Source organism: Enterococcus sp. LX10 (genome assembly GCF_023539285.1).
Classification (GTDB): domain Bacteria; phylum Bacillota; class Bacilli; order Lactobacillales; family Enterococcaceae; genus Enterococcus; species Enterococcus faecalis.
Genome location: NZ_CP092784.1, coordinates 1,764,892 through 1,784,173, shown reverse-complemented (window position 1 = coordinate 1,784,173; position 19,282 = coordinate 1,764,892). Strand labels below are relative to the sequence as shown.

The 19,282-nt window shown below is 37.9% G+C and carries 16 protein-coding genes; 13 read left to right on the top strand and 3 right to left on the bottom strand.

The features are described 5' to 3' along the window. Nucleotides 1–46: 46 nt before the first annotated feature. The 3 genes from MKZ30_RS08495 to mnmA all read left to right on the top strand — a co-directional run bounded on the left by MKZ30_RS08495 (nucleotide 47) and on the right by mnmA (nucleotide 2,954). A complete protein-coding gene (locus MKZ30_RS08495; protein WP_002366913.1) occupies nucleotides 47–1,192 on the top strand; it encodes a cysteine desulfurase family protein in 1,146 nt (381 codons plus the stop codon). A gap of 67 nt (nucleotides 1,193–1,259) precedes the next feature. Further along, nucleotides 1,260–1,604, top strand: a complete 345-nt coding sequence (locus MKZ30_RS08490; protein ID WP_002356959.1) for a DUF1831 domain-containing protein — start codon at nucleotides 1,260–1,262, stop codon at nucleotides 1,602–1,604. Nucleotides 1,605–1,829: 225 nt separating this feature from the next. Then, nucleotides 1,830–2,954, top strand: coding sequence for a tRNA 2-thiouridine(34) synthase MnmA (gene mnmA / locus MKZ30_RS08485; protein ID WP_002362075.1), 1,125 nt, complete (start codon nucleotides 1,830–1,832; stop codon nucleotides 2,952–2,954). A gap of 179 nt (nucleotides 2,955–3,133) precedes the next feature. On the opposite strand, the gene MKZ30_RS08480 is transcribed toward mnmA, so the two are convergent. Together MKZ30_RS08480 and MKZ30_RS08475 are read right to left on the bottom strand one after the other, a co-directional pair. Then, nucleotides 3,134–4,372, bottom strand: coding sequence for a multidrug efflux MFS transporter (locus MKZ30_RS08480; RefSeq protein WP_002356962.1), 1,239 nt, complete (start codon nucleotides 4,370–4,372; stop codon nucleotides 3,134–3,136). Between the two features lie 16 nt (nucleotides 4,373–4,388). Continuing rightward, on the bottom strand, nucleotides 4,389–4,904 hold the full coding sequence (locus MKZ30_RS08475; protein ID WP_002419713.1) for a YbhB/YbcL family Raf kinase inhibitor-like protein: 516 nt from the start codon (nucleotides 4,902–4,904) through the stop codon (nucleotides 4,389–4,391). A gap of 132 nt (nucleotides 4,905–5,036) precedes the next feature. Here MKZ30_RS08475 and MKZ30_RS08470 point away from each other — a divergent pair, with 132 nt between their 5' ends. The 8 genes from MKZ30_RS08470 (at nucleotide 5,037) to cydC (ending at nucleotide 15,824) form a co-directional block, all read left to right on the top strand. After that, entirely contained in the window at nucleotides 5,037–5,606 is a 570-nt protein-coding gene (locus MKZ30_RS08470; protein ID WP_002356965.1) for a TetR/AcrR family transcriptional regulator, read from the top strand. A gap of 97 nt (nucleotides 5,607–5,703) precedes the next feature. Then, nucleotides 5,704–6,069: a DUF1033 family protein gene (locus MKZ30_RS08465; RefSeq protein WP_002356966.1), complete on the top strand. Its 366-nt coding sequence runs from the start codon at nucleotides 5,704–5,706 to the stop codon at nucleotides 6,067–6,069. 130 nt (nucleotides 6,070–6,199) lie between these two features. Next, a complete protein-coding gene (locus MKZ30_RS08460; RefSeq protein WP_033600878.1) occupies nucleotides 6,200–8,281 on the top strand; it encodes a DNA topoisomerase III in 2,082 nt (693 codons plus the stop codon). A gap of 84 nt (nucleotides 8,282–8,365) precedes the next feature. Then, complete coding sequence (locus MKZ30_RS08455) at nucleotides 8,366–9,229, top strand: AraC family transcriptional regulator (protein ID WP_002419711.1); 864 nt, start codon at nucleotides 8,366–8,368, stop codon at nucleotides 9,227–9,229. 665 nt (nucleotides 9,230–9,894) lie between these two features. Further along, nucleotides 9,895–11,313: a cytochrome ubiquinol oxidase subunit I gene (locus MKZ30_RS08450; RefSeq protein WP_002356974.1), complete on the top strand. Its 1,419-nt coding sequence runs from the start codon at nucleotides 9,895–9,897 to the stop codon at nucleotides 11,311–11,313. After that, entirely contained in the window at nucleotides 11,310–12,323 is a 1,014-nt protein-coding gene (gene cydB / locus MKZ30_RS08445; RefSeq protein ID WP_002419710.1) for a cytochrome d ubiquinol oxidase subunit II, read from the top strand. The genes MKZ30_RS08450 and cydB overlap by 4 nt, the downstream gene beginning before the upstream one ends. Before the next feature lie 4 nt (nucleotides 12,324–12,327). Further along, complete coding sequence (gene cydD, locus MKZ30_RS08440) at nucleotides 12,328–14,061, top strand: thiol reductant ABC exporter subunit CydD (RefSeq protein ID WP_033600879.1); 1,734 nt, start codon at nucleotides 12,328–12,330, stop codon at nucleotides 14,059–14,061. Continuing rightward, a complete protein-coding gene (gene cydC / locus MKZ30_RS08435; RefSeq protein ID WP_002364246.1) occupies nucleotides 14,058–15,824 on the top strand; it encodes a thiol reductant ABC exporter subunit CydC in 1,767 nt (588 codons plus the stop codon). The genes cydD and cydC overlap by 4 nt, the downstream gene beginning before the upstream one ends. Nucleotides 15,825–15,903: 79 nt before the next feature. Here the strand turns inward: cydC and MKZ30_RS08430 are convergent, their stop codons facing one another. Continuing rightward, nucleotides 15,904–16,884: a polyprenyl synthetase family protein gene (locus MKZ30_RS08430; RefSeq protein WP_002360015.1), complete on the bottom strand. Its 981-nt coding sequence runs from the start codon at nucleotides 16,882–16,884 to the stop codon at nucleotides 15,904–15,906. Nucleotides 16,885–17,005: 121 nt separating this feature from the next. On the opposite strand from MKZ30_RS08430, the gene MKZ30_RS08425 reads away from it, so the two are divergent. Next, on the top strand, nucleotides 17,006–17,911 hold the full coding sequence (locus MKZ30_RS08425) for a prenyltransferase (RefSeq protein ID WP_010816626.1): 906 nt from the start codon (nucleotides 17,006–17,008) through the stop codon (nucleotides 17,909–17,911). A gap of 28 nt (nucleotides 17,912–17,939) precedes the next feature. Beyond that, the gene (locus tag MKZ30_RS08420; protein ID WP_002425950.1) at nucleotides 17,940–19,151 is read left to right on the top strand and encodes an NAD(P)/FAD-dependent oxidoreductase; all 1,212 of its coding nucleotides are present in this window, start codon (nucleotides 17,940–17,942) and stop codon (nucleotides 19,149–19,151) included. Nucleotides 19,152–19,282: the final 131 nt, after the last annotated feature.

Below are 19,282 nucleotides of genomic sequence, written 5' to 3'. Positions count from 1 at the left end.
TTTTATGCTAGAATAACGCCAGAACATAAGGAAAGGGACGAGTCATTTGGAACCCATTTATTTAGATCATGCGGCAACAACACCGCTTCATCCAACGGTCATTCAAGCGATGACTGAAAATATGCAAACGACTTTTGGCAATCCATCAAGTATTCATCAGTTTGGACGAAAGGCACACGGTCTTCTGGAAGAAGTGCGTCAAACGATTGCCGAGAGCTTACAAGCCAAACCCCACGAAATTATTTTTAATAGTGGTGGCACAGAAGGGGATAACACAGCCATCTTGGCAGTTGCTTTTTCTCGTCAAAAGGAAGGAAAACATATTATTACTACGGCAATTGAACATCCCGCTGTATTACGAACGATGGAATACTTAGAAACGTTAGGCTTTGAAGTGACTTACTTGCCTGTGAATGAAAATGGTCAGATTTCAATGGATCAATTCAAAAAGTCTTTACGCGAAGAAACGATCTTGGTTTCAATGATGTATGGCAATAATGAAATTGGAAATCGATTACCAATTGCTGAAGTTGGTGCAATTCTTAAAAATCATTCGGCGATTTTTCATACAGATGCCGTCCAAGCTTATGGAAGTGAAGTCATTTTACCTCATGAATTAGGGATCGACTTATTAAGTATTTCCGCTCATAAAATCAATGGTCCAAAAGGCGTAGGTTTTTTATTTAAAAGCGATGCAATCCAATTACCACCTCTTTTACATGGTGGGGAACAAGAAGAAAAACGACGTGCGGGCACGGAAAACTTAGCTGGAATTATTGGCATGGGTACTGCCGTTTCATTACTAACTTCTACAGAAAAGCAAGCAAGAAAAACAGCTTATCAAAGTTTTCAAACGATTATTTTAAAAGCGTTAGAAGAAGCCAATATTGATTTTTCAATTAATGGTGAACCAACCAATCGTTTAGCGCATGTCTTAAATCTTCATTTAAAAGGAATTCCCAGTGATTTGCTCTTAATGCATTTGGACTTAAGAGGTATTGCGATTTCAACAGGCTCGGCTTGTACAGCGGGAACTGTGGATCCTTCGCACGTGTTGACAGCGATGTATGGAGAAAATTCCTCAGCTATTAAAGAATCAATCCGGATTAGTTTTGGCTACGGGAACACACCAGAAGAAATTGCGACTTTTTCTGAAGTACTAGTTGCAGTGATTCAACAATTGAAAAAATAATCTGATTGCGGCAGCTACAGGTTTTCGCTATAATGAAGATAACAATGAAAATAACGAGGTGGAACCCATGGCATTTACAACAACGGCTGCTGTTGAAGGCTCAACAGTTTTTTACAAAGTACATCCTAGTGCAAAACGCTATACATTAAAAGATAACGGCTTTACTGAAACAAAATCAGGGAACTTTCAATTGATTCGTTCCTTAGATCCAACGCCTCAGAGAAATGAAGGCTTCAAATTGAAAATTACGATCACTGCTGATCTAAAAGAGTTGAAAATGTCCATTACAACGGCAAATGGTTTAAAACCAATGAATATTTTCAAGAATGAACAACATGAAATGAGTAAAGAAAAATACTTTTTCTTAATGGATGGCTTAATTAGTCGTGGTGTATTAGAGAAAGTAGAATAATTTAGAGAAACCTGAAGAAACAAGTGAAAGTAGCTTGTTCCTTCAGGTTTTCTGTTTATTTGAAAGCAATAGCTTGTTCGCTGTGCCTTTGTTCCAAGTATTTTCTCATTATACGCCCGGCTTGCTTTACTTATTTCAAAAAAATAGTATAATGAAAAGCACTGAAAAGTTACGACCTTCAAATCGTGGATGATTTCAGAATCTAATTGAAATGATGGTGATAAAATGGCAGATAACAGCAAAACGCGTGTCGTGGTAGGCATGAGTGGCGGTGTCGATTCATCTGTCACAGCGTTGCTTTTAAAAGAGCAAGGCTATGATGTAATTGGGATCTTTATGAAAAATTGGGATGATACAGACGAAAATGGTGTCTGTACCGCAACTGAGGATTATAAAGATGTCGCAAAAGTAGCGGATCAAATTGGGATTCCGTATTATTCGGTCAATTTTGAAAAAGAATATTGGGACCGTGTGTTTGAATATTTTTTAGCAGAATATCGGTTAGGACGGACACCAAATCCAGATGTCATGTGTAATAAAGAAATTAAATTTAAAGCATTCCTAGATTATGCTATGCAACTAGGCGCTGACTATGTTGCAACTGGCCACTATGCGCAAGTAGAAACGGATGAAAATGGCGTAGTGCATATGTTACGTGGAATTGACAATAATAAAGACCAAACCTATTTTTTAAGCCAATTATCACAAGCCCAATTGGCAAAAACAATGTTTCCATTGGGGGGTATGGAAAAATCAGAAGTTCGTGCAATTGCTGAACGTGCTGGATTAGCCACAGCCAAGAAAAAAGACTCAACGGGCGTTTGTTTTATTGGTGAAAAGAATTTCAAAGAATTTTTGAGTAATTATTTACCAGCTAAAAAAGGCAACATGGTGACAGAAGATGGCGAAATCAAAGGACAACATGATGGTCTGATGTATTATACTATCGGTCAACGCCAAGGCTTAGGAATTGGTGGCGGCGGTAAAACACAAGAACCATGGTTTGTGATTGGGAAAGATTTAACTACCAATACATTATATGTGGGACAAGGATTTCACCATGAAAAACTATATGCAACACATTTAGAAGCTAGTGAGGTTCATTTTACTGTTGATACGCCAATGCCAAAAGAGTTTGACTGTACGGCTAAATTCCGTTATCGTCAAGCAGATATTCCAGTGCATGTTTCCTTATCTGAAGATGGCACAAAAGCAACCGTTACGTTTAAGGAACCAGCGCGCGCAGTCACTCCAGGTCAAGCTGTTGTTTTTTATGATGGGATGGAATGCTTAGGGGGCGGCTTAATTGATCGCGCCTACCAAGATGAAAAAGAACTACAATACGTCTAAAAAGTTTCACGAGTTGTGAAACAAAAAGGATGAAGTTAACCAAAAGAAAAGCGGATATGCTGGTCATAAAACCAGTAAATATCCGCTTTTCTTTTTTGTTTTATATGCCTATTTTTTTTAAAATAAGAAAAAGAGAAAAATTAAAAATTCAAATTGTGGATAACTTTTCTGTGTATAACTTAGTCATCATTTTTCTCTTTTTTTAATTCGGCGGTGCTTCGACGAACCCATAGAAGGTTAATGAGAACCAGACAAGAAGTGGAAATAAAGACCCCACGATAACCGAAAGCGGCAGATACGCTTGAACCAATCATAGGACCAATCACATTTCCTGTCGCTTGGAAAGATTGATTGTAACTGAAAATACGACCTGCAGCGTCACTTGGGGAATAACGAGTGATCAACGTTTGAACAGCTGGTAGTAAACAGGCATCGGAAATCCCAACTAAGAAACGAAGCATGGCAAGCTGCCAGACATTTTGAACAAAGGCCATTGGTAGATAAACGAAAATGGCTAAAATTAAGCCAATTGTCAAGATGCGTTCACTGCCAATACGATCGCCTAACCGGCCGAAACGAGGGGCGGCTATTAACGTTGCAATCCCTGGAATAGAAGCAATGACTCCGCTGATTAAGGTGACATTTCCGTGACCGCCCAACAATTGTTGAATATATAAACTGATGATGGGACTAATTGAATTATTGGAAGCTTGAATGATTAATGTCGTAATAAACATTCCAAGAATCACGTGGGGATGTTCTAGTTTTTTTAAAATTTGTTTCCCAGATGCGGCTTGATTTTTTTCAATTGGCACAAACTCTTCATGGACAAAGACGAGACTCAAAACAAAAACGAGTAATAAAATCGTACCAGTAATAAAAAAGGTTGGCCGATAACCGAAAATAGACGCAGTGACACCGCCCAAAAGAGGACCAAGCAACGTGCCGGTAACAGAACCAGTGGCTAAAGTACCAAGCACTTGGCCGCTTTTTTCCTTAGGTGTGCCTGTAGCAACTAACGCAGTCGCATTACTGATATAACCAGAAAAAACACCTTGTAATAAGCGTAAGCCAATCAATTGATAAACACTTGTGACTGCGCCCATTAAACTAATGACGATAGCCATCCCTAATGAAGCGCGTAATAACATTAACTTGCGTCCTTTTCGGTCGGCTAAACGGCCCCACCAAGGAGAAACAATGGTCGTGACTAAAAAAGTGGAGGAGAACGTGATTCCGCTCCAAAAATTCAATTGTTGGTGGGTAAAAGTACCTAATGTGTTGATATAAAGAGGCATGAATGGCATCACTAAGCTAAAGCCAATACCAGCCATAAATGTGCCAAACCATAAAACAAGCAGATTTTTTTCCCAAGGTTGTCTTGGACGGAAAATTTTACTTTTAATTAATTCATACATTCTATTTCCTCACTTTCTAGTAAAGAAATTCAAATTTGGCTTTGGCGAGTCGTTGATCATTCAATGCTTTATGCAATTCATTCGCAAAAAAGCCTTCTTTTAAATTTAGTGGATTTTTTGTAGCGTATACATATAACGTATAGGTGTGCACACCAGAGCGAGGACTTAACCCCAGATAACGTTCGGTTAACTCAGGTAACGTTTCAGTGGCAAGCGCAGGAATCATCTGTTTCCCCAAAGGAGAAGCAAGACTATTTTTTCCTTGAATGGTAGGCTTGAGTGCTGTTCGACTAAAGTCTTCAGGAATCTCATTGGTTACAGGAACATTGGCAGCTAACCAATGAATAAAAGGGAAACCGATTAGAGGAATCGTGTCATAATCAATTAATTCCCAGGATAAATAGCGGGCTTCTTTAGGAATGGCCGCTAAAGAAATAGGAAAAGATAAAATAGGACGTTCGTGTAATAAAAATTCTGCACTGGTTCGTTTGCCATAACGATCGGCCAAATGAGAACGGTTGGTAATATGCATGCCAAACAGCCTTCTTTCAAAAATGATGTTTACAAATTATTATTATAAACTATAATTTATAGTTTAAAAAGAGTCAATAGATATGATAAACTAATACTTGTCCAAAATTTAAGAATTGGAGGCGTCAGAAAGATGGCAAAAAAACGGAATTTAACGAAAGCCAAAATCCTTGAAAGTGCCCGCAACCTAGCGGAAGAATTGGGCGTTCAACAATTAACCTTTCAAAATTTAGCCGTTGATTTAGGCATCAAGTATCCTTCACTCTATAATCACTTTAAAAATATTGCTGAAGTAAAAAATGCTCTAGTGGACTTGTTAATTCAAGAATTAAATGATGCATTGCGACGAGCCTTAGTGGGTAAGAGTGGCGCAGAAGCAATTCGGATATATGCTGAAACGTACCAACAATTTGCTTTTGAAAATTCTGCAGTCTATGAATTACTTATCAGTGTGCCGAAAACGCAAAACCAACAATTAATTGAAGGCATCCATGAAACCAATCAAATTATCTTACAACTTTTAGCTTTTTATCCATTTAATAATGAAGAACGACTGCATAAAAGCCGAGAATTACGTAGCTTAATCCATGGCTATATTACCTTACGTTTTTTAGGTTATTTTCAACGCGAAGAAGCCACGCCGGAAGAAAGTTATCGTCGCATGATTGAAGATTTTATTGCTTCTTTAGAAGTAGCAGGATAAAATAAATTTCAAAAATTTCTCAGTCCGAAACCAAATCCTTGCAACTTTTTCAGAAAGTGACTATGATACCTACAGTAGCAAAAAAAGGAGCGGTTCAATGTATCAAGTAATTACAATGTATGGCGACAATGAACCTTGGTGGTTTTTTGATGATTGGCAAGAGGACATTGTTCAAGAAAAAACCTTCGATAACTTGACCGATGCAGAGACATATTATGTGGAAGTTTGGCAAAAACTTTCTCAGAATTATACATACGTCAACACAAAGCCTAATTATTTAACGGCTTTCTGGAATGATGGGGAAGAACGCTGGTGTGAAGAATGCGATGAAGATTTACAACAATACTTCGGTTTAGCATTACTAGAAAATCATCATGCAGTTACTTTTGAAAATAAAGCTGAGTTTACCACAATATCCAATCATTTTGGCAAAACAAAATTCTGCAAACGGAAAGTTATTTGAAACGCATGAGTTTAAAGAAAAACCTCAGGGAATTTTCTTTAAACTCTTTTTCTATTCTCGGAATTTAGAGAAAATCGAGCTAATATTTGGTATAATACGAAAAGATAGCACTCAAAAAGGAGCGAAACTAGTGGTTGCAAAACAATTAATTATTGCCGAAAAACCTAGCGTAGCAAAAGATTTAAGCCGCGTTTTAGGAGCAAATCAAAAAAATAAGAATTATTATGAAGGACCCAACGTGATTGTCACCTGGGCTTTAGGCCATCTCTTAGGACTAAAAATGCCAGAAGATTTAAACAAAGAATGGCAAACGTGGCAAATGGAAACTTTACCGATGATTCCTAAGAATTTAGGGATTAAACCGTTACCGAAAACGGGACATCAATTAAAAGCGATTAAACAATTAGCTAATCGTAAAGATGTTTCTGAAGCCGTGATTGCCACCGATGCTGGTCGTGAAGGTGAATTAGTGGCCCGCTGGATTTTAGAATATGTCCGTTTTAACAAACCAGTCAAACGCTTATGGATTTCATCTCAAACAGACAAAGCCATTAAAGACGGGTTTAAGAAAATTCGCCCAGCGAAAGACTACGATAATTTGTATTACTCTGCCTTGGCGCGCGCAAAAGCTGACTGGTTAGTTGGGCTAAACGTCACACGGGCCTTGACAGTGAAATATCAAGATAACTTATCCGCAGGTCGTGTTCAAACACCAACTTTAGCAATGGTACGCCAACAAGAAAAAACGATTGAACAATTTAAGCCTCAAACTTATTTTACTATCTCGTTATCTGTTGAATCAGAAAAAGCAAAGATGACCCAAAAAAATCCATACGCTTTAAAAGAACGGCAGGAAGCAGAACAATTAGTCAAAGAACTCTCAAAACAAAAGGGCTTAGTTACCGATATCCAAGAAAAAGTTAAAACAGAAAATGCGCCGTTACCATATGATTTAACCGAAATCCAGCGTGAAGCCAATCAGCGATTCCAATTTTCTGCAAAGAAAACGTTGTCTCTTGTACAAAGTTTATACGAAACCCATAAAATTGTTTCCTATCCTCGAACTGACAGCAAATATCTAACGACGGATATGAAAGGAACGATGAAAGAACGACTTCAAGCCATTGCTGATTTTTCACCAGAAGTGAAAGGCTACCTTAAAAATGGGGCCGTTGTTAAACAACAAAAAGTTTTCCAAAATGCAAAAGTCACAGATCACCATGGGTTGATTCCAACTGAACAACGTCCTCGTTATGAAAAGCTAAGTAATGATGAACAAAAAATCTATCAAATGATTGTTCAACGATTCTTAGGTTTGTTTGCTGAGCCAAATCAAACCAAACAAACAAAAGTTACAGTCGCTTTTGGAAAAGAAACATTTGTCTTTCATCAAAATAAAGTAGTTGTTGCTGGCTGGAAAACAACAGCCGAACAGCCGCTATCCACTGTCCAATGGCAAAAAGGCATGACCGTTGCGCCAAACTTTACCATTAACAAAGAATTAACGTCGCCGCCAAAACCATTAACCGAAGGAACGTTGTTAGGAAAAATGGAGAAACACTGTTTAGGCACACCGGCAACGCGAGCTGAAATCATTGAAAAACTGATTAAATCAGAATTGATGGAACGAACCAATAGCGGTTTAAGTGTCTCTGCCAAAGGAAAGCAACTATTAGACTTGGTGAATCCATCACTTGTGACACCTGAACTAACGGAAAAATGGGAAAAATCGCTCGAAGCAATCGCTTCGGGTCAACAAAAGAGTCAACTTTTCTTAAAGGATATTGAAGAGGATACGAAAAAATTAGTCCGTGAAATTAAACAAAGCGAGAAAAAATATCAAGATTTTTCCATTACGCAAAAAAAATGTCCAGATTGTGGCTCAAACTTACGGGAAAAAAATACAAAAGATGGGAAGATTTACGTTTGTACAAACCAAGAATGTTCTTATCGTCGGCGAAAAGATCCTAAAGTATCCAATCACCGTTGCCCACAATGCCATAAAAAAATGGTCATCATAGAAGGAAAAAATGGTCGTTCTTTCAAATGTAAATTCTGTTCGATTACTGAAAAAATTCCCGATAAAAAAGAACGAAAACAAAAAATGACTAAACATGAAGAACGTCGTTTGATGAAAAAATATTCACAACCAGACGAACCAGAAGAAAGTGCTTTAGCACAGGCCTTAAAAGCCGCTATGAACCAAGAGTAGCGATTTGACGAATGTTGGCTCTAAATAATCAAGTCATCCTTGTTGGTCTTTAGTAAACTTTCAAATAGAAAGAGAGGGACACGGATGCTCGCAAATTTAAATCAAGCAATGGATTATATTGAAGAACATTTAACGGAAGAAGTATCCTTCGATGAATTGGCGAAAAAGACAGGGATTTCTGTTTACCATTTTAAACGAACTTTTTCGTTTATTGCGGGGATGAGTCTGGCTGAGTATATTAAAAAGAGACGTTTGGCGGAAGCAAATTTAGCATTACTTGCTGGTGAAAAAGTGACAGATGTAGCTTTTAAATATGGTTATCAAAGTATTGAAGGATTCTCAAGAGCCTTTCGCGATTGGTCAGGACAAGCCCCTTCTGAAGTAATGAAAACACAAATCCAAAAAACGTTCCCTAAATTCTCTTTCTATATTGATATTAAAGGAGGACAATCAATGGATGTTAAATTGATTGAAAAACCAGCGTTTCAAATAGTCGGAGTTAGTCAGAAGGTTCCCTTGCAGTATCAAGGGGAAAATCAAGCAATCATGGAATTAGCACAGCGCATTACACCACAACAACGAGCGGAAATGCATACATTTGATGATGTATATCCTCATCAAGTAGTAAATGCTTCTTTTGACTTTCAAGAGGGACGAACAACAGAAGGTGGAGAAATGACACACATGATTGGCTTTGCCACTTTGCAAGAAAATATCTATGAAGATTTGGAGCAACTAAGCGTACCTGCTCATACATGGGCGGTTTTTCCTAATGAAGGTCCTTTCCCACAAACATTACAAGAAACCTGGGCAAGGATATTCTCTGAATGGTTGCCTTCATCTGGTTACCAAGTCGTTGCAGCACCAGAAATTTCGTTTACGCAATATCAAGGACCAGCAGAAGCTAAGTACAGTGAAATCTGGCTCGCTGTTACAGCTACTAAATAAAGAAAACCCACCATTGAAAAATGGTGGGTTTTTCCGCCAAGAAGGAGAAAGTTTGGTATAATAAACGTGAAGAAAAAAATCAGACCTTCTAAACTGAAATCTAGCTATGGATAAGTGATGCGACTACGGAATCATAGAGAAAAAATAATTCTCCGAGGTTTTAGAGTCATGTTGTTTAGAATGGTACCAAAACCTGCCAGATTTCAGAGCGGATGAGCTGCCTGTTTTAGAGTCATGTTGTTAAAAAACAAACTATCACCTCAAGCAATCCGTAATTTTCATCACAAGATTAGAATTTTTATCATCAAAGACGAGCTGCTTCAATTTTCGAAAACTAATCAAGTGATAAGTCAAAATGTTGATAGATTGAGATTAGTTCTTCCTTTTTTTAGGAAGGGCTTTTTTTATTGATAGAAGAAAGGGAAGAAATCTTGGTAGCACCTAAAAAAATTGTGAGAAATGCTTCTGTATTGTTTGGTTTCTGCATCAGAAAGTTGTATACTTAGATTGGAATTATTCTATATTACATGCATTTTCACACTTTTTGGAAAAGTTCACTTGAATTTTCTTTTAGTTTCGTAGATAAAAGGAGTCATCGCTAATGGAAATGAACAATTCAGGTAAGCTTGTTTCTTTGTGTGGAGGCAAATCAGGGAGGAAATAATATGTTTGATATTGTAACATTGGCGAGAATCCAATTTGCGATGACAACAGTTTTCCACTTTTTCTTCGTACCGTTTTCAATAGGATTAGCACTTGTTGTAGCAATTATGGAAACAATGTACGTTGTGAAAAAAGAGGAACGTTATCGTAAAATGGCCAAGTTTTGGGGAAATATATTCCTATTAAGCTTCGCTGTTGGGGTTGTAACCGGGATTATTCAAGAATTTCAGTTTGGGATGAACTGGTCTGATTACTCTCGATTCGTCGGAGATATTTTTGGTGCACCGTTGGCGGTAGAAGCGCTCTTAGCTTTCTTCTTAGAGTCAACATTCTTAGGTTTATGGATCTTTACTTGGGATAAAATGAATCCGAAAGTTCACGTAACCTTTATCTGGTTAGTCGTATTCGGTTCAATGATGTCTGCTTTCTGGATTTTAGTTGCCAATAGTTTTATGCAACATCCAGTAGGTTATGTCATCAATAATGGCCGTGCTGAAATGGTGGACTTTGTAGCTGTCATCAGCAATCCAAAAGTTTGGTATGAATTTTCACACGTTATCATGGGCGCCTTTACATTGGGCGGCATGGCAGTAGCTGGTATGGCTGCTTTCCAATTGTTGAAAAAACGGGATATTTCATTCCACAAAGCATCTATGCGCATTGGCTTATGGGTTACTTTGTTCGGTTCAATCGGCGTTTTATTAGCTGGCGACTTGCAAATGAAAGCTCTAATTGAAGGACAACCAATGAAATTTGCGGCGATGGAGGGGGCCTATGAAGACTCTGATGATCCTGCTGCTTGGACATTGATTGCTTGGGCAGATGAACGAGAACATAAACAAGTTTTTGGTATCGATATTCCATATATGCTAAGTATTTTATCGTATAACAAATTATCAGGTTCGGTTGATGGAATGGATACAGTCAACAAGCGTTTGGTAGAAAAATATGGGGATGATAAAAATTATTATCCACCAGTTAACACTTTATTCTGGAGCTTCCGTATCATGGCTGGTTTTGGTGCCTTAATGTTATTGGTTGCTGCCTTAGGACTATTCTTTACAAGGAAGAAAAAACCATCTCTGTACGAGAAGAAATGGATGCTGTGGATTGTTGCTTTATGTACGTTCGCGCCATTCCTTGCGAATACAACAGGTTGGTTAGTCACTGAATTAGGTCGTTATCCGTGGACTGTCTATGGACTATTTACGATTGAACAAAGTGTTTCACCAAATGTATCGGTTGCTTCATTAATTACGTCAAATGTCATTTATTTCTTATTATTTGCTGGTTTAGGTAGTGTCATGGTTTACTTGGTTATTTTAGAATTACGTAAAGGACCAGACTATGAAGCGAAAAAATTAGCGAAAGAAAATGAACCAGCGTTGGATCCATTTGATAAGGGGGTATTTGGCGAATGAGTACACTACAATTATTATGGTTTGTCCTTATCGGCGTCTTGTTCTCAGGTTTCTTCTTCTTAGAAGGATTTGACTTTGGTGTTGGAATGGCCGTTCAAACGTTGGCACACAATGACGACGAAAAAGATCAAGTCGTTGCAACAATTGGACCTGTTTGGGATGGAAATGAAGTTTGGCTATTAACAGCGGGCGGCGCAATGTTTGCCTCTTTCCCATATTGGTATGCTTCATTATTTAGTGGCTACTATTTAATTCTATTTACGATTTTATTTGGCTTAATTATTCGCGGAGTTTCCTTTGAATTCCGCCACAAAATGCCGGAAGGTAAACGTCGTCGGATGTGGAACTGGACGCTATCAATTGGTAGTTTCCTTGTACCGTTCTTCTTTGGTATTTTGTTTATCAGCTTAGTCCAAGGAATGCCTTTAGATGCAAACGGCAATATGCATGCGCAATTTACGGATTATTTTAATCTGTTTTCAATTGTTGGTGGAGTAGCCTTAACATTACTTTGCTACTTACACGGCATGAACTATATTGCTTTAAAAACAGAAGGCCCAATTCGCGAACGTGCTCGAAATTATGCAGAAATCTTATACGGCGTTTTATATGTCGGTTTAGTTGTTTTTGCAGTGTTGATGTACTTCAAAACGGACTTTTATGAAAAGAACTTTGCGGTCACTTTAATTTTAACGTTAGCAATTGTGGTCTTAACGGTCATTGCCAATGTTGGGGTGTTTAAACGCAAAGAGATGTTAGCTTTTCTAGCGAGTGGTTTAACATTAGTTGTACTAGTTGCTCTCTTGTTCAGTGGCTTGTTCCCACGTGTTATGATTGGTAGTGAAGGTTTTGATTTGTTGATTAAAGATGCAACAAGTACACCATATACACTAAAAATTATGACGTGGATTTCTTTAAGCATTTTACCATTCGTCTTAGCTTATACTGCTTGGTCCTATTATATTTTCAGAAAACGTATTTCACAGACAGCCGTACCAGAGGGGTATTAAAACTATGATTGATAAAGACATCTTACAGATGCCTAAAATCAAAAAAATTCTTGTCTTGCTTGCAGGTTTTTCTTTCCTGCAAGCAGTCTTTATAATTGGGCAAGCTTTTTTTCTTTCAAAAGCCATTGTCGGCCTTTGGAGTGGCGGGCATCTTAACCAACAACTACAGAGTATTTTACTCTTTTTTATTTTTTATCTTGGTCGACATGTTATTACGTATTTTCGTGAGAGAATGCTCGATACATTTAGTTATGAACGCTCAAAAGAATTACGCGAACAATTGTTAACCAAAATTTTCCGTTTGGGGCCAAATGTTGTTCAAAAAAATGGGACTGGAAATATGGTTACCATGGCTTTAGAAGGCATCAGTCAAACCGAAAATTATTTACAATTGATTTTGACAAAAATGATGAATATGATGATTATTCCTTGGATTATTTTGGCCTTTGTTTTTACACAAAATATTCGTTCAGGCGTAACATTGCTGATTGTTTTTCCGATTATTATTATTTTTATGATTGTGTTAGGTTATGCAGCACAAAGTAAAGCGGACAAGCAATATGCGGCGTTTCAAATGCTCTCCAATCATTTTATTGATTCCTTGCGAGGAATTGACACGCTGAAACTGTTTGGGTTGAGTAAAAAATATGCTGGGAGTATTTACCATACAAGTGAACGATTCAGAAAAGCGACCATGAGTACGTTGAAAATTGCTATTTTATCAACCTTTGCGTTAGACTTTTTTACGACATTATCGGTAGCTGTTGTGGCAGTTTTCCTTGGATTAAGTTTATTAAACGGCACGATTTTATTATTTCCTGCCTTGGTTACTTTAATTTTAGCACCCGAGTTCTTTTTACCGATTCGTGATTTTTCAAGTGATTATCACGCAACCTTAGATGGAAAAAACTCTTTTCAAGCGATCCAAGCGGTATTAGCATTGCCAGAAGCAGAACAGACCGATGTGCTCACGTTAGATGATTGGCATCAAGAAAGTCAGTTGTCAGTCACAGCGTTAAATTTTTCCTATGAAGATGCAACGCAAGAAGCAATTCAATCGTTGCAATTCTCTGTTGATGGTCGTAAAAAGATTGGAATTATCGGGGCGAGTGGTTCTGGTAAGTCAACGTTAATTAATTTATTAAGTGGCTTTTTATTACCAACAGAAGAAATGAGTCAATTGGCAATAAATGGCCAAACGATTCCACATTTTTTACAAAAAGACTGGCAAAAGCAAATCCTTTATATTCCGCAAGCGCCATATATTTTCCAGGATACTTTGGCAAACAATATTCGCTTTTATACACCTGAAGCAACAGATGAGGCGATTCAGCAAGCGATTCAGTTAGTTGGCTTAGACGAGCTGGTTAAAGATCTTCCCGAAGGAATTCATACCTTGATTGGGGAAAGCGGTCGAATGTTAAGTGGGGGACAAGCGCAACGAGTAGCGTTGGCCCGCGCCTTTGTTGATCAAAAACGCCACGTCTTGCTGTTTGATGAGCCGACAGCGCATTTGGATATTGAAACAGAAGTTGAAATGAAAGAGCGCATGTTGCCATTAATGAACAATCATCTTGTCTTCTTTGCGACACATCGTCTGCATTGGATGGAAGAAATGGATTACATTTTAGTGATGGAAAAAGGTCAATTAGTGGAACAAGGAACGCTAGCAGAGTTGATTGAAAAAGATGGCTACTATGTTCAATTAATGAAGCAAATGAGAGGAGGACGCCAATGATGGAAAAACAGCCGACAACGAAAGACGTTTGGAAAAACGATCAATGGGTTCGTCCTTTCTTAAAACGCTATAAAAAAACCTTGTATTTTGCCTTACTTTTAGGCTTCTTGACGTTCTTTAGCGCAGGGGCATTAATGTTTACGTCTGGTTACTTAATCAGTCGTGCGGCTTCCTTACCAGAGAATATTTTATTAATTTATATTCCCATTGTTTTAACAAGAGCATTTGGGATTGGCCGTCCTGTTTTTCGTTATGTGGAGCGTCTAACGAGTCATAACTGGGTGTTAAAAATGACCTCTGATCTGCGCTTAAAACTTTATAATGTGCTAGAAAAAGATGCGATTTTCTTTAAGACAAAATATCGCACTGGGGATATCTTAGGTTTGCTTTCAGAGGATATTAATCATATCCAAAACTTGTATTTACGAACGATTTTCCCAACCGTTATTGCTTGGATTTTGTATATCTTTTTAGTGATTGCATTAGGTTTCTTTTCTTGGTGGTTTGCTTTATGTATGTTACTGATGTTAGGAGTGGTTGTTTTTCTATTGCCACTCGTTTCAGTTCTAGTGAATGGTGCGCGTCAAGAAAAACATAAATATGCCAAAAATGAGTTATATCAAACACTAACCGACAATATTCTAGGTGTGTCTGATTGGGTATTTAGTCAACGAGGCTCTGAATTCGTTGCTCGTTATGAGACAGATGAAGCAAACGTTCGTGCATTAGATGAAAAAATGAAGCAATTTAACCGTGGCCGAGACTTTGTTTTACAACTTCTGTTTGGTGTGATTGCGATTGCTGTCTTAGCTTGGACTAGTGTGCGGTTTCCAGGTAATCATGGGGGCGCAGCCAATTGGATTGGTGCCTTTGTTTTAACCGTTTTTCCGTTAATTGATGCCTTTGCTCCGCTACCTGCTGCAGCACAGGAAACAACGATTTATAAGGATTCCATTCGTCGTTTTAATGAGCTTCCTGAAGGGGAAGATGACTCAACAGAAGCGCCTGTTCAGCCAAATGGTACCAGTTTATCGATAGAACATTTGTCTTTTGCATATGAAAATCAAGAGAAAAAGGTATTAAATGACTTATCGTTAACAATTCCTGAAAAACAAAAATTAGCGATTTTAGGGCGCAGTGGTTCCGGAAAGAGTACGTTGGCTTCGCTCATTCGTGGTGATTTACGGCCTACTTCGGGAGAAATCCTTTTAGGAAACATCCCAACTGAGGCATTTGGAGAGACGATGACTGAATATATTGGGGTTATGCACCAAGCACCGTACCTATTTCGAACAACCATTTTAAATAATATTCGGATTGGTAGAGAAGAAGCGAGCGAAGCAGAAGTTTGGGCGGTTTTAGAAAAAGTTGGCTTAAAAGAAATGGTTGCCCAATTACCAGAAGGTTTACAAACAATGGTGGATGAAGCAGGTTTGCGTTTTTCTGGTGGCGAACGACATCGCTTGGCACTAGCGCGGATTCTTTTGCAAGATACACCGATTGTGTTATTAGACGAACCAACTACTGGTTTAGATCCAATTACAGAACAGCAATTGCTGGAAACCTTTTTTGAGGCATTAAAAGATAAAACCGTCATCTGGATTACCCACCATTTGCAAGGCGTAACTTTGATGGATCAAGTGATCTTTATTGAAGATGGCCAATTAGAGATGAGTGGTACACCAGAAGAATTACTTGCAACCAATGCGCATTATCAAAAACTTTACCGAATTGATCGTGGCATTAGTTCTTTCGAGGAATAAAAAAACGACTGGTTGTTGATTAAAGCAAACAATCAGTCGTTTTTCTATTTCAATTAATGGCAATTCTTCCATAAAACGTTTAAAATGAACGATGTAATAAGAGCTCAGTTAAGGAAAGTAAGGTTTCTTTTGCTGTGCCATCAGGCAATTGTTGAATATCAGTGATTGCTTTGTTGGTTACTTTTTTAGCAAAAGCTTGTGCTTCTGTAACGCCATGATAGTCGTTGACTAGCGCCGCAACTTCAGCTGCTTCTTCTAAGGTAATGGCGCGTCCTTTATCCAAATAAGGGCTGAATACGTCAGGTGCTGCTTGGTAAGCGAAGAGAAGGGGTAACGTATAAACACCTTGTGACAAGTCTTCTAAAGCGGGCTTTTTCAAGGTTTCCGTGTCAGCAGTATAATCTAAAATATCGTCATAGACTTGAAAAGCAATGCCAATATGACGGCCAATTCGTTTAGCTAAACGTTGGACTTCTTTTGAACTATGACCGAAATAGGCCCCTTCAAGACAGCTTAGTGAAAAAAGTTCGGCTGTTTTGCCGTTGACACTTCTTAAATAAGCAGGAATCGACATGCGGCGGTCAAATCGATGACTCATTTGATCGAGTTCACCAAGTAATAACCGTTTCATTCCTTGTGCATTGATTTTCATAAATTCAGAGCCATTCATGGCATCTGCAATCAAAGTAAAGAATTCAGTGAATAGTAAATCACCTGTGTAAACAGCCACGTCTTTACCATATTGTGATTGAATAGTCACAGCGCCTCTGCGCAATGGAGAATCGTCAATAATGTCATCGTGAATCAACGTAGCCATATGTAGGATTTCCAAAGATGCAGCTATTTTTAATAATTGTTGTTTCTCTTGTTTTTCTTCATCACCCAGTTGAGCAAAAAGAAAGAAAAAAGCGGGGCGTAATAATTTGCCGCCAGAACGAGCCAAAGTTACTAAGGCTTCTTCAATGTCTTCGTTGCGTGTATGCAACGTTTGTTCAATTAATTCACATGTTTCCGTTAAAGAACGTTCAACGTCAGGAAACGACTTCCAAAATGTGTTCATAAATATACTACGATCCTTTCAGTGGTTCAATACTATTTGATTGTATACGAATTGGCGACAGAAATACAGTAATTAAGTTTTAAAAGTAACAAAGTTTGTAAAAAAGTAGCGGAGGGATAGTTTGAATCGAGAAGTATTTTTTGAATTAGTAGAATTAAAAGCAAAAACGGCTAGTGTTTTGCCATTTTTGTTAGGAATTTGTTTTAGTTGGTACCAATATGGGCGGCTCCATGTCGGCTATGTTTTAATTTTTTTCATTGCGATGTTTATTTTTAATATGGCGGTCGATATTTTAGATAATTATAATGATTACCATCATGCCACAGAAGTTCATGATTATAAGGAAAAAACGAATATTATCGGTCGAGAAAATTTATCTTTGCCATTAATACGCAAAATGATTTTTTGGATGATTCTCGTTTCTGCTTTAATGGGGATTGGGTTGTCATTTATTGTCGGCTGGCCGTTATTAATTATGGGTCTTTATTGCTACTTAATTGGTATTTTTTATTCATCAGGACCGAAACCTTTGTCCAGTCTACCATTAGGGGAAGTTTTCTCAGGATTTACAATGGGGTTCATGATTACCCTTATTTGTGTCTACATTAATACGTTTGAAGTTTTCAATTGGTCAGCAGCTAATTTATGGGGTATTTTCTTAGTCGCCTTACCTAACACTTGTTACATTGCTAACTTAATGTTAGCAAATAATATCTGTGACTTAGAGGAAGATGAAAATAACAAGAGATATACATTAGTTCATTACCTTGGCAAAGCAAGTTCTTTGAAATTATTCGTCGGATTAAATACAATAGCAATGTTAGCCATTTTGTTAGCTGTCGGTTTAGGATTAACCCCGCCAACAATGTTACTCATGCTTTTAACTTTACCTTTTGTACGGAAACAAACCCAAGCCTTACTGAAGGAACAAGTGAAGAGTAAAACATTTGTTTGTGCTGTGAAAATCTTAGCTGTGGGAGCAACTGCACAAGTGCTATTTTTTGCCATAGGTTTGTGGTGGCTGTAAATTTTTTATAGAGTGGAAGGGAATCAAAATGAATAAGAAACATGTTGTTATTTTAGGTGCTGGTTACGCAGGCTTAAAAACATTACGCGAATTACAAAAAGGCGCCAAAGACGTCGAAATTACTTTAGTGGATCGTAACAACTATCACTACGAAGCAACGGATTTACATGAAGTTGCTGCTGGAACACAACCAGCTGAAAAAATCACATACAATATTATGGATGTTGTCAATGAAAAAATGACCACCTTTATCCAAGGAACAGTTAAAACAATTGATGCTGCAACACAAACAGTTGCTTTAGAAGGTGGCCAAACAATCAATTATGATTACTTAGTTGTTTCTCTTGGGTTTGAATCAGAATCATTTGGTATCCCTGGTGTGCAAGAACATGCTCTACAAATGGTAGATGTGAAAACGGCTTTAAACGTGTATGAACATATCCAAGAACAAATGCGTCAATACAAAGCGACTCAAAACGAAGAATTCTTAAAAATTGTTGTCTGCGGAGCAGGCTTTACAGGGATTGAATTATTAGGTTCTCTTGTTGAAAACAAACCAAAATTTGCTGAAATCGCAGGTGTCTCAGCAGATCAAATCCAAATTTATTGTGTCGAAGCAGTTACTCGCCTATTGCCGATGTTTAACGAAAAACTTGCGAACTATGGTGTGCAATTATTAAAAGATTCAGCTATTCATTTATTATTAGGTAAACCGATTAAAGAAATCAAACCAGGCGCAGTTGTTTATCAAGATAACGAAGCAGGCGACTTGGCAGAACTTTCTGCCAAAACAATTATTTGGACAACGGGTGTTAGTGGAAGCCACGTTGTAGGCGATTCTGGCTTTGAAGCTCGTCGTGGTCGTGTCATGGTTCAACCAGATTTAACAGATGCGAACCATAGCAACGTCTATATTATTGGTGACTGCTCAGCAGTTATGGATACAGAAACTAATCGACCTTACCCAACAACAGCACAAATCGCCTTGAAGATGGGCGCTCATGCTGCTAAAAATATTCAAGCACAATTGAAAGGGGAAGCAACTAAACCTTTCAGCTTTAAATCACAAGGTTCTGTTTGTTCTATCGGAAATACACGTGCCTTAGGAATCGTTGGTAAAACAGACATTAAAGGATATCCAGCTTCATTCATGAAAAAAATTATCATGAACAAAGCGCTCTTTGAAACAGGTGGTACCAAAGAAATGATGGCTAAAGGTCGTTTCGACTTATACCATTAAGAATCAGCAAAATAAGAAATAATGGAACAGTGGTTGAGAGACCATTGTTCCATTTTTCTTAAATGAAAGTTTTTAAAAAATTTCCATGATTTTTCAAGTAAAATGAGGTGGGCACTTTTGTTCGATTCCAT

Bases quoted from the DNA above. Each gene is read 5' to 3' on its own strand.
- cydC (WP_002364246.1), top strand. From the start codon at position 14,058: ATGATGGAAAAACAGCCGACAACGAAAGACGTTTGGAAAAACGATCAA.
- MKZ30_RS08490 (WP_002356959.1), top strand. From the start codon at position 1,260: ATGGCATTTACAACAACGGCTGCTGTTGAAGGCTCAACAGTTTTTTAC.
- mnmA (WP_002362075.1), top strand. From the start codon at position 1,830: ATGGCAGATAACAGCAAAACGCGTGTCGTGGTAGGCATGAGTGGCGGT.
- MKZ30_RS08480 (WP_002356962.1), bottom strand. From the start codon at position 4,372: ATGTATGAATTAATTAAAAGTAAAATTTTCCGTCCAAGACAACCTTGG.
- MKZ30_RS08455 (WP_002419711.1), top strand. From the start codon at position 8,366: ATGCTCGCAAATTTAAATCAAGCAATGGATTATATTGAAGAACATTTA.
- MKZ30_RS08475 (WP_002419713.1), bottom strand. From the start codon at position 4,904: ATGCATATTACCAACCGTTCTCATTTGGCCGATCGTTATGGCAAACGA.
- MKZ30_RS08465 (WP_002356966.1), top strand. From the start codon at position 5,704: ATGTATCAAGTAATTACAATGTATGGCGACAATGAACCTTGGTGGTTT.
- MKZ30_RS08450 (WP_002356974.1), top strand. From the start codon at position 9,895: ATGTTTGATATTGTAACATTGGCGAGAATCCAATTTGCGATGACAACA.
- MKZ30_RS08420 (WP_002425950.1), top strand. From the start codon at position 17,940: ATGAATAAGAAACATGTTGTTATTTTAGGTGCTGGTTACGCAGGCTTA.
- MKZ30_RS08470 (WP_002356965.1), top strand. From the start codon at position 5,037: ATGGCAAAAAAACGGAATTTAACGAAAGCCAAAATCCTTGAAAGTGCC.
- cydB (WP_002419710.1), top strand. From the start codon at position 11,310: ATGAGTACACTACAATTATTATGGTTTGTCCTTATCGGCGTCTTGTTC.
- MKZ30_RS08430 (WP_002360015.1), bottom strand. From the start codon at position 16,884: ATGAACACATTTTGGAAGTCGTTTCCTGACGTTGAACGTTCTTTAACG.
- cydD (WP_033600879.1), top strand. From the start codon at position 12,328: ATGATTGATAAAGACATCTTACAGATGCCTAAAATCAAAAAAATTCTT.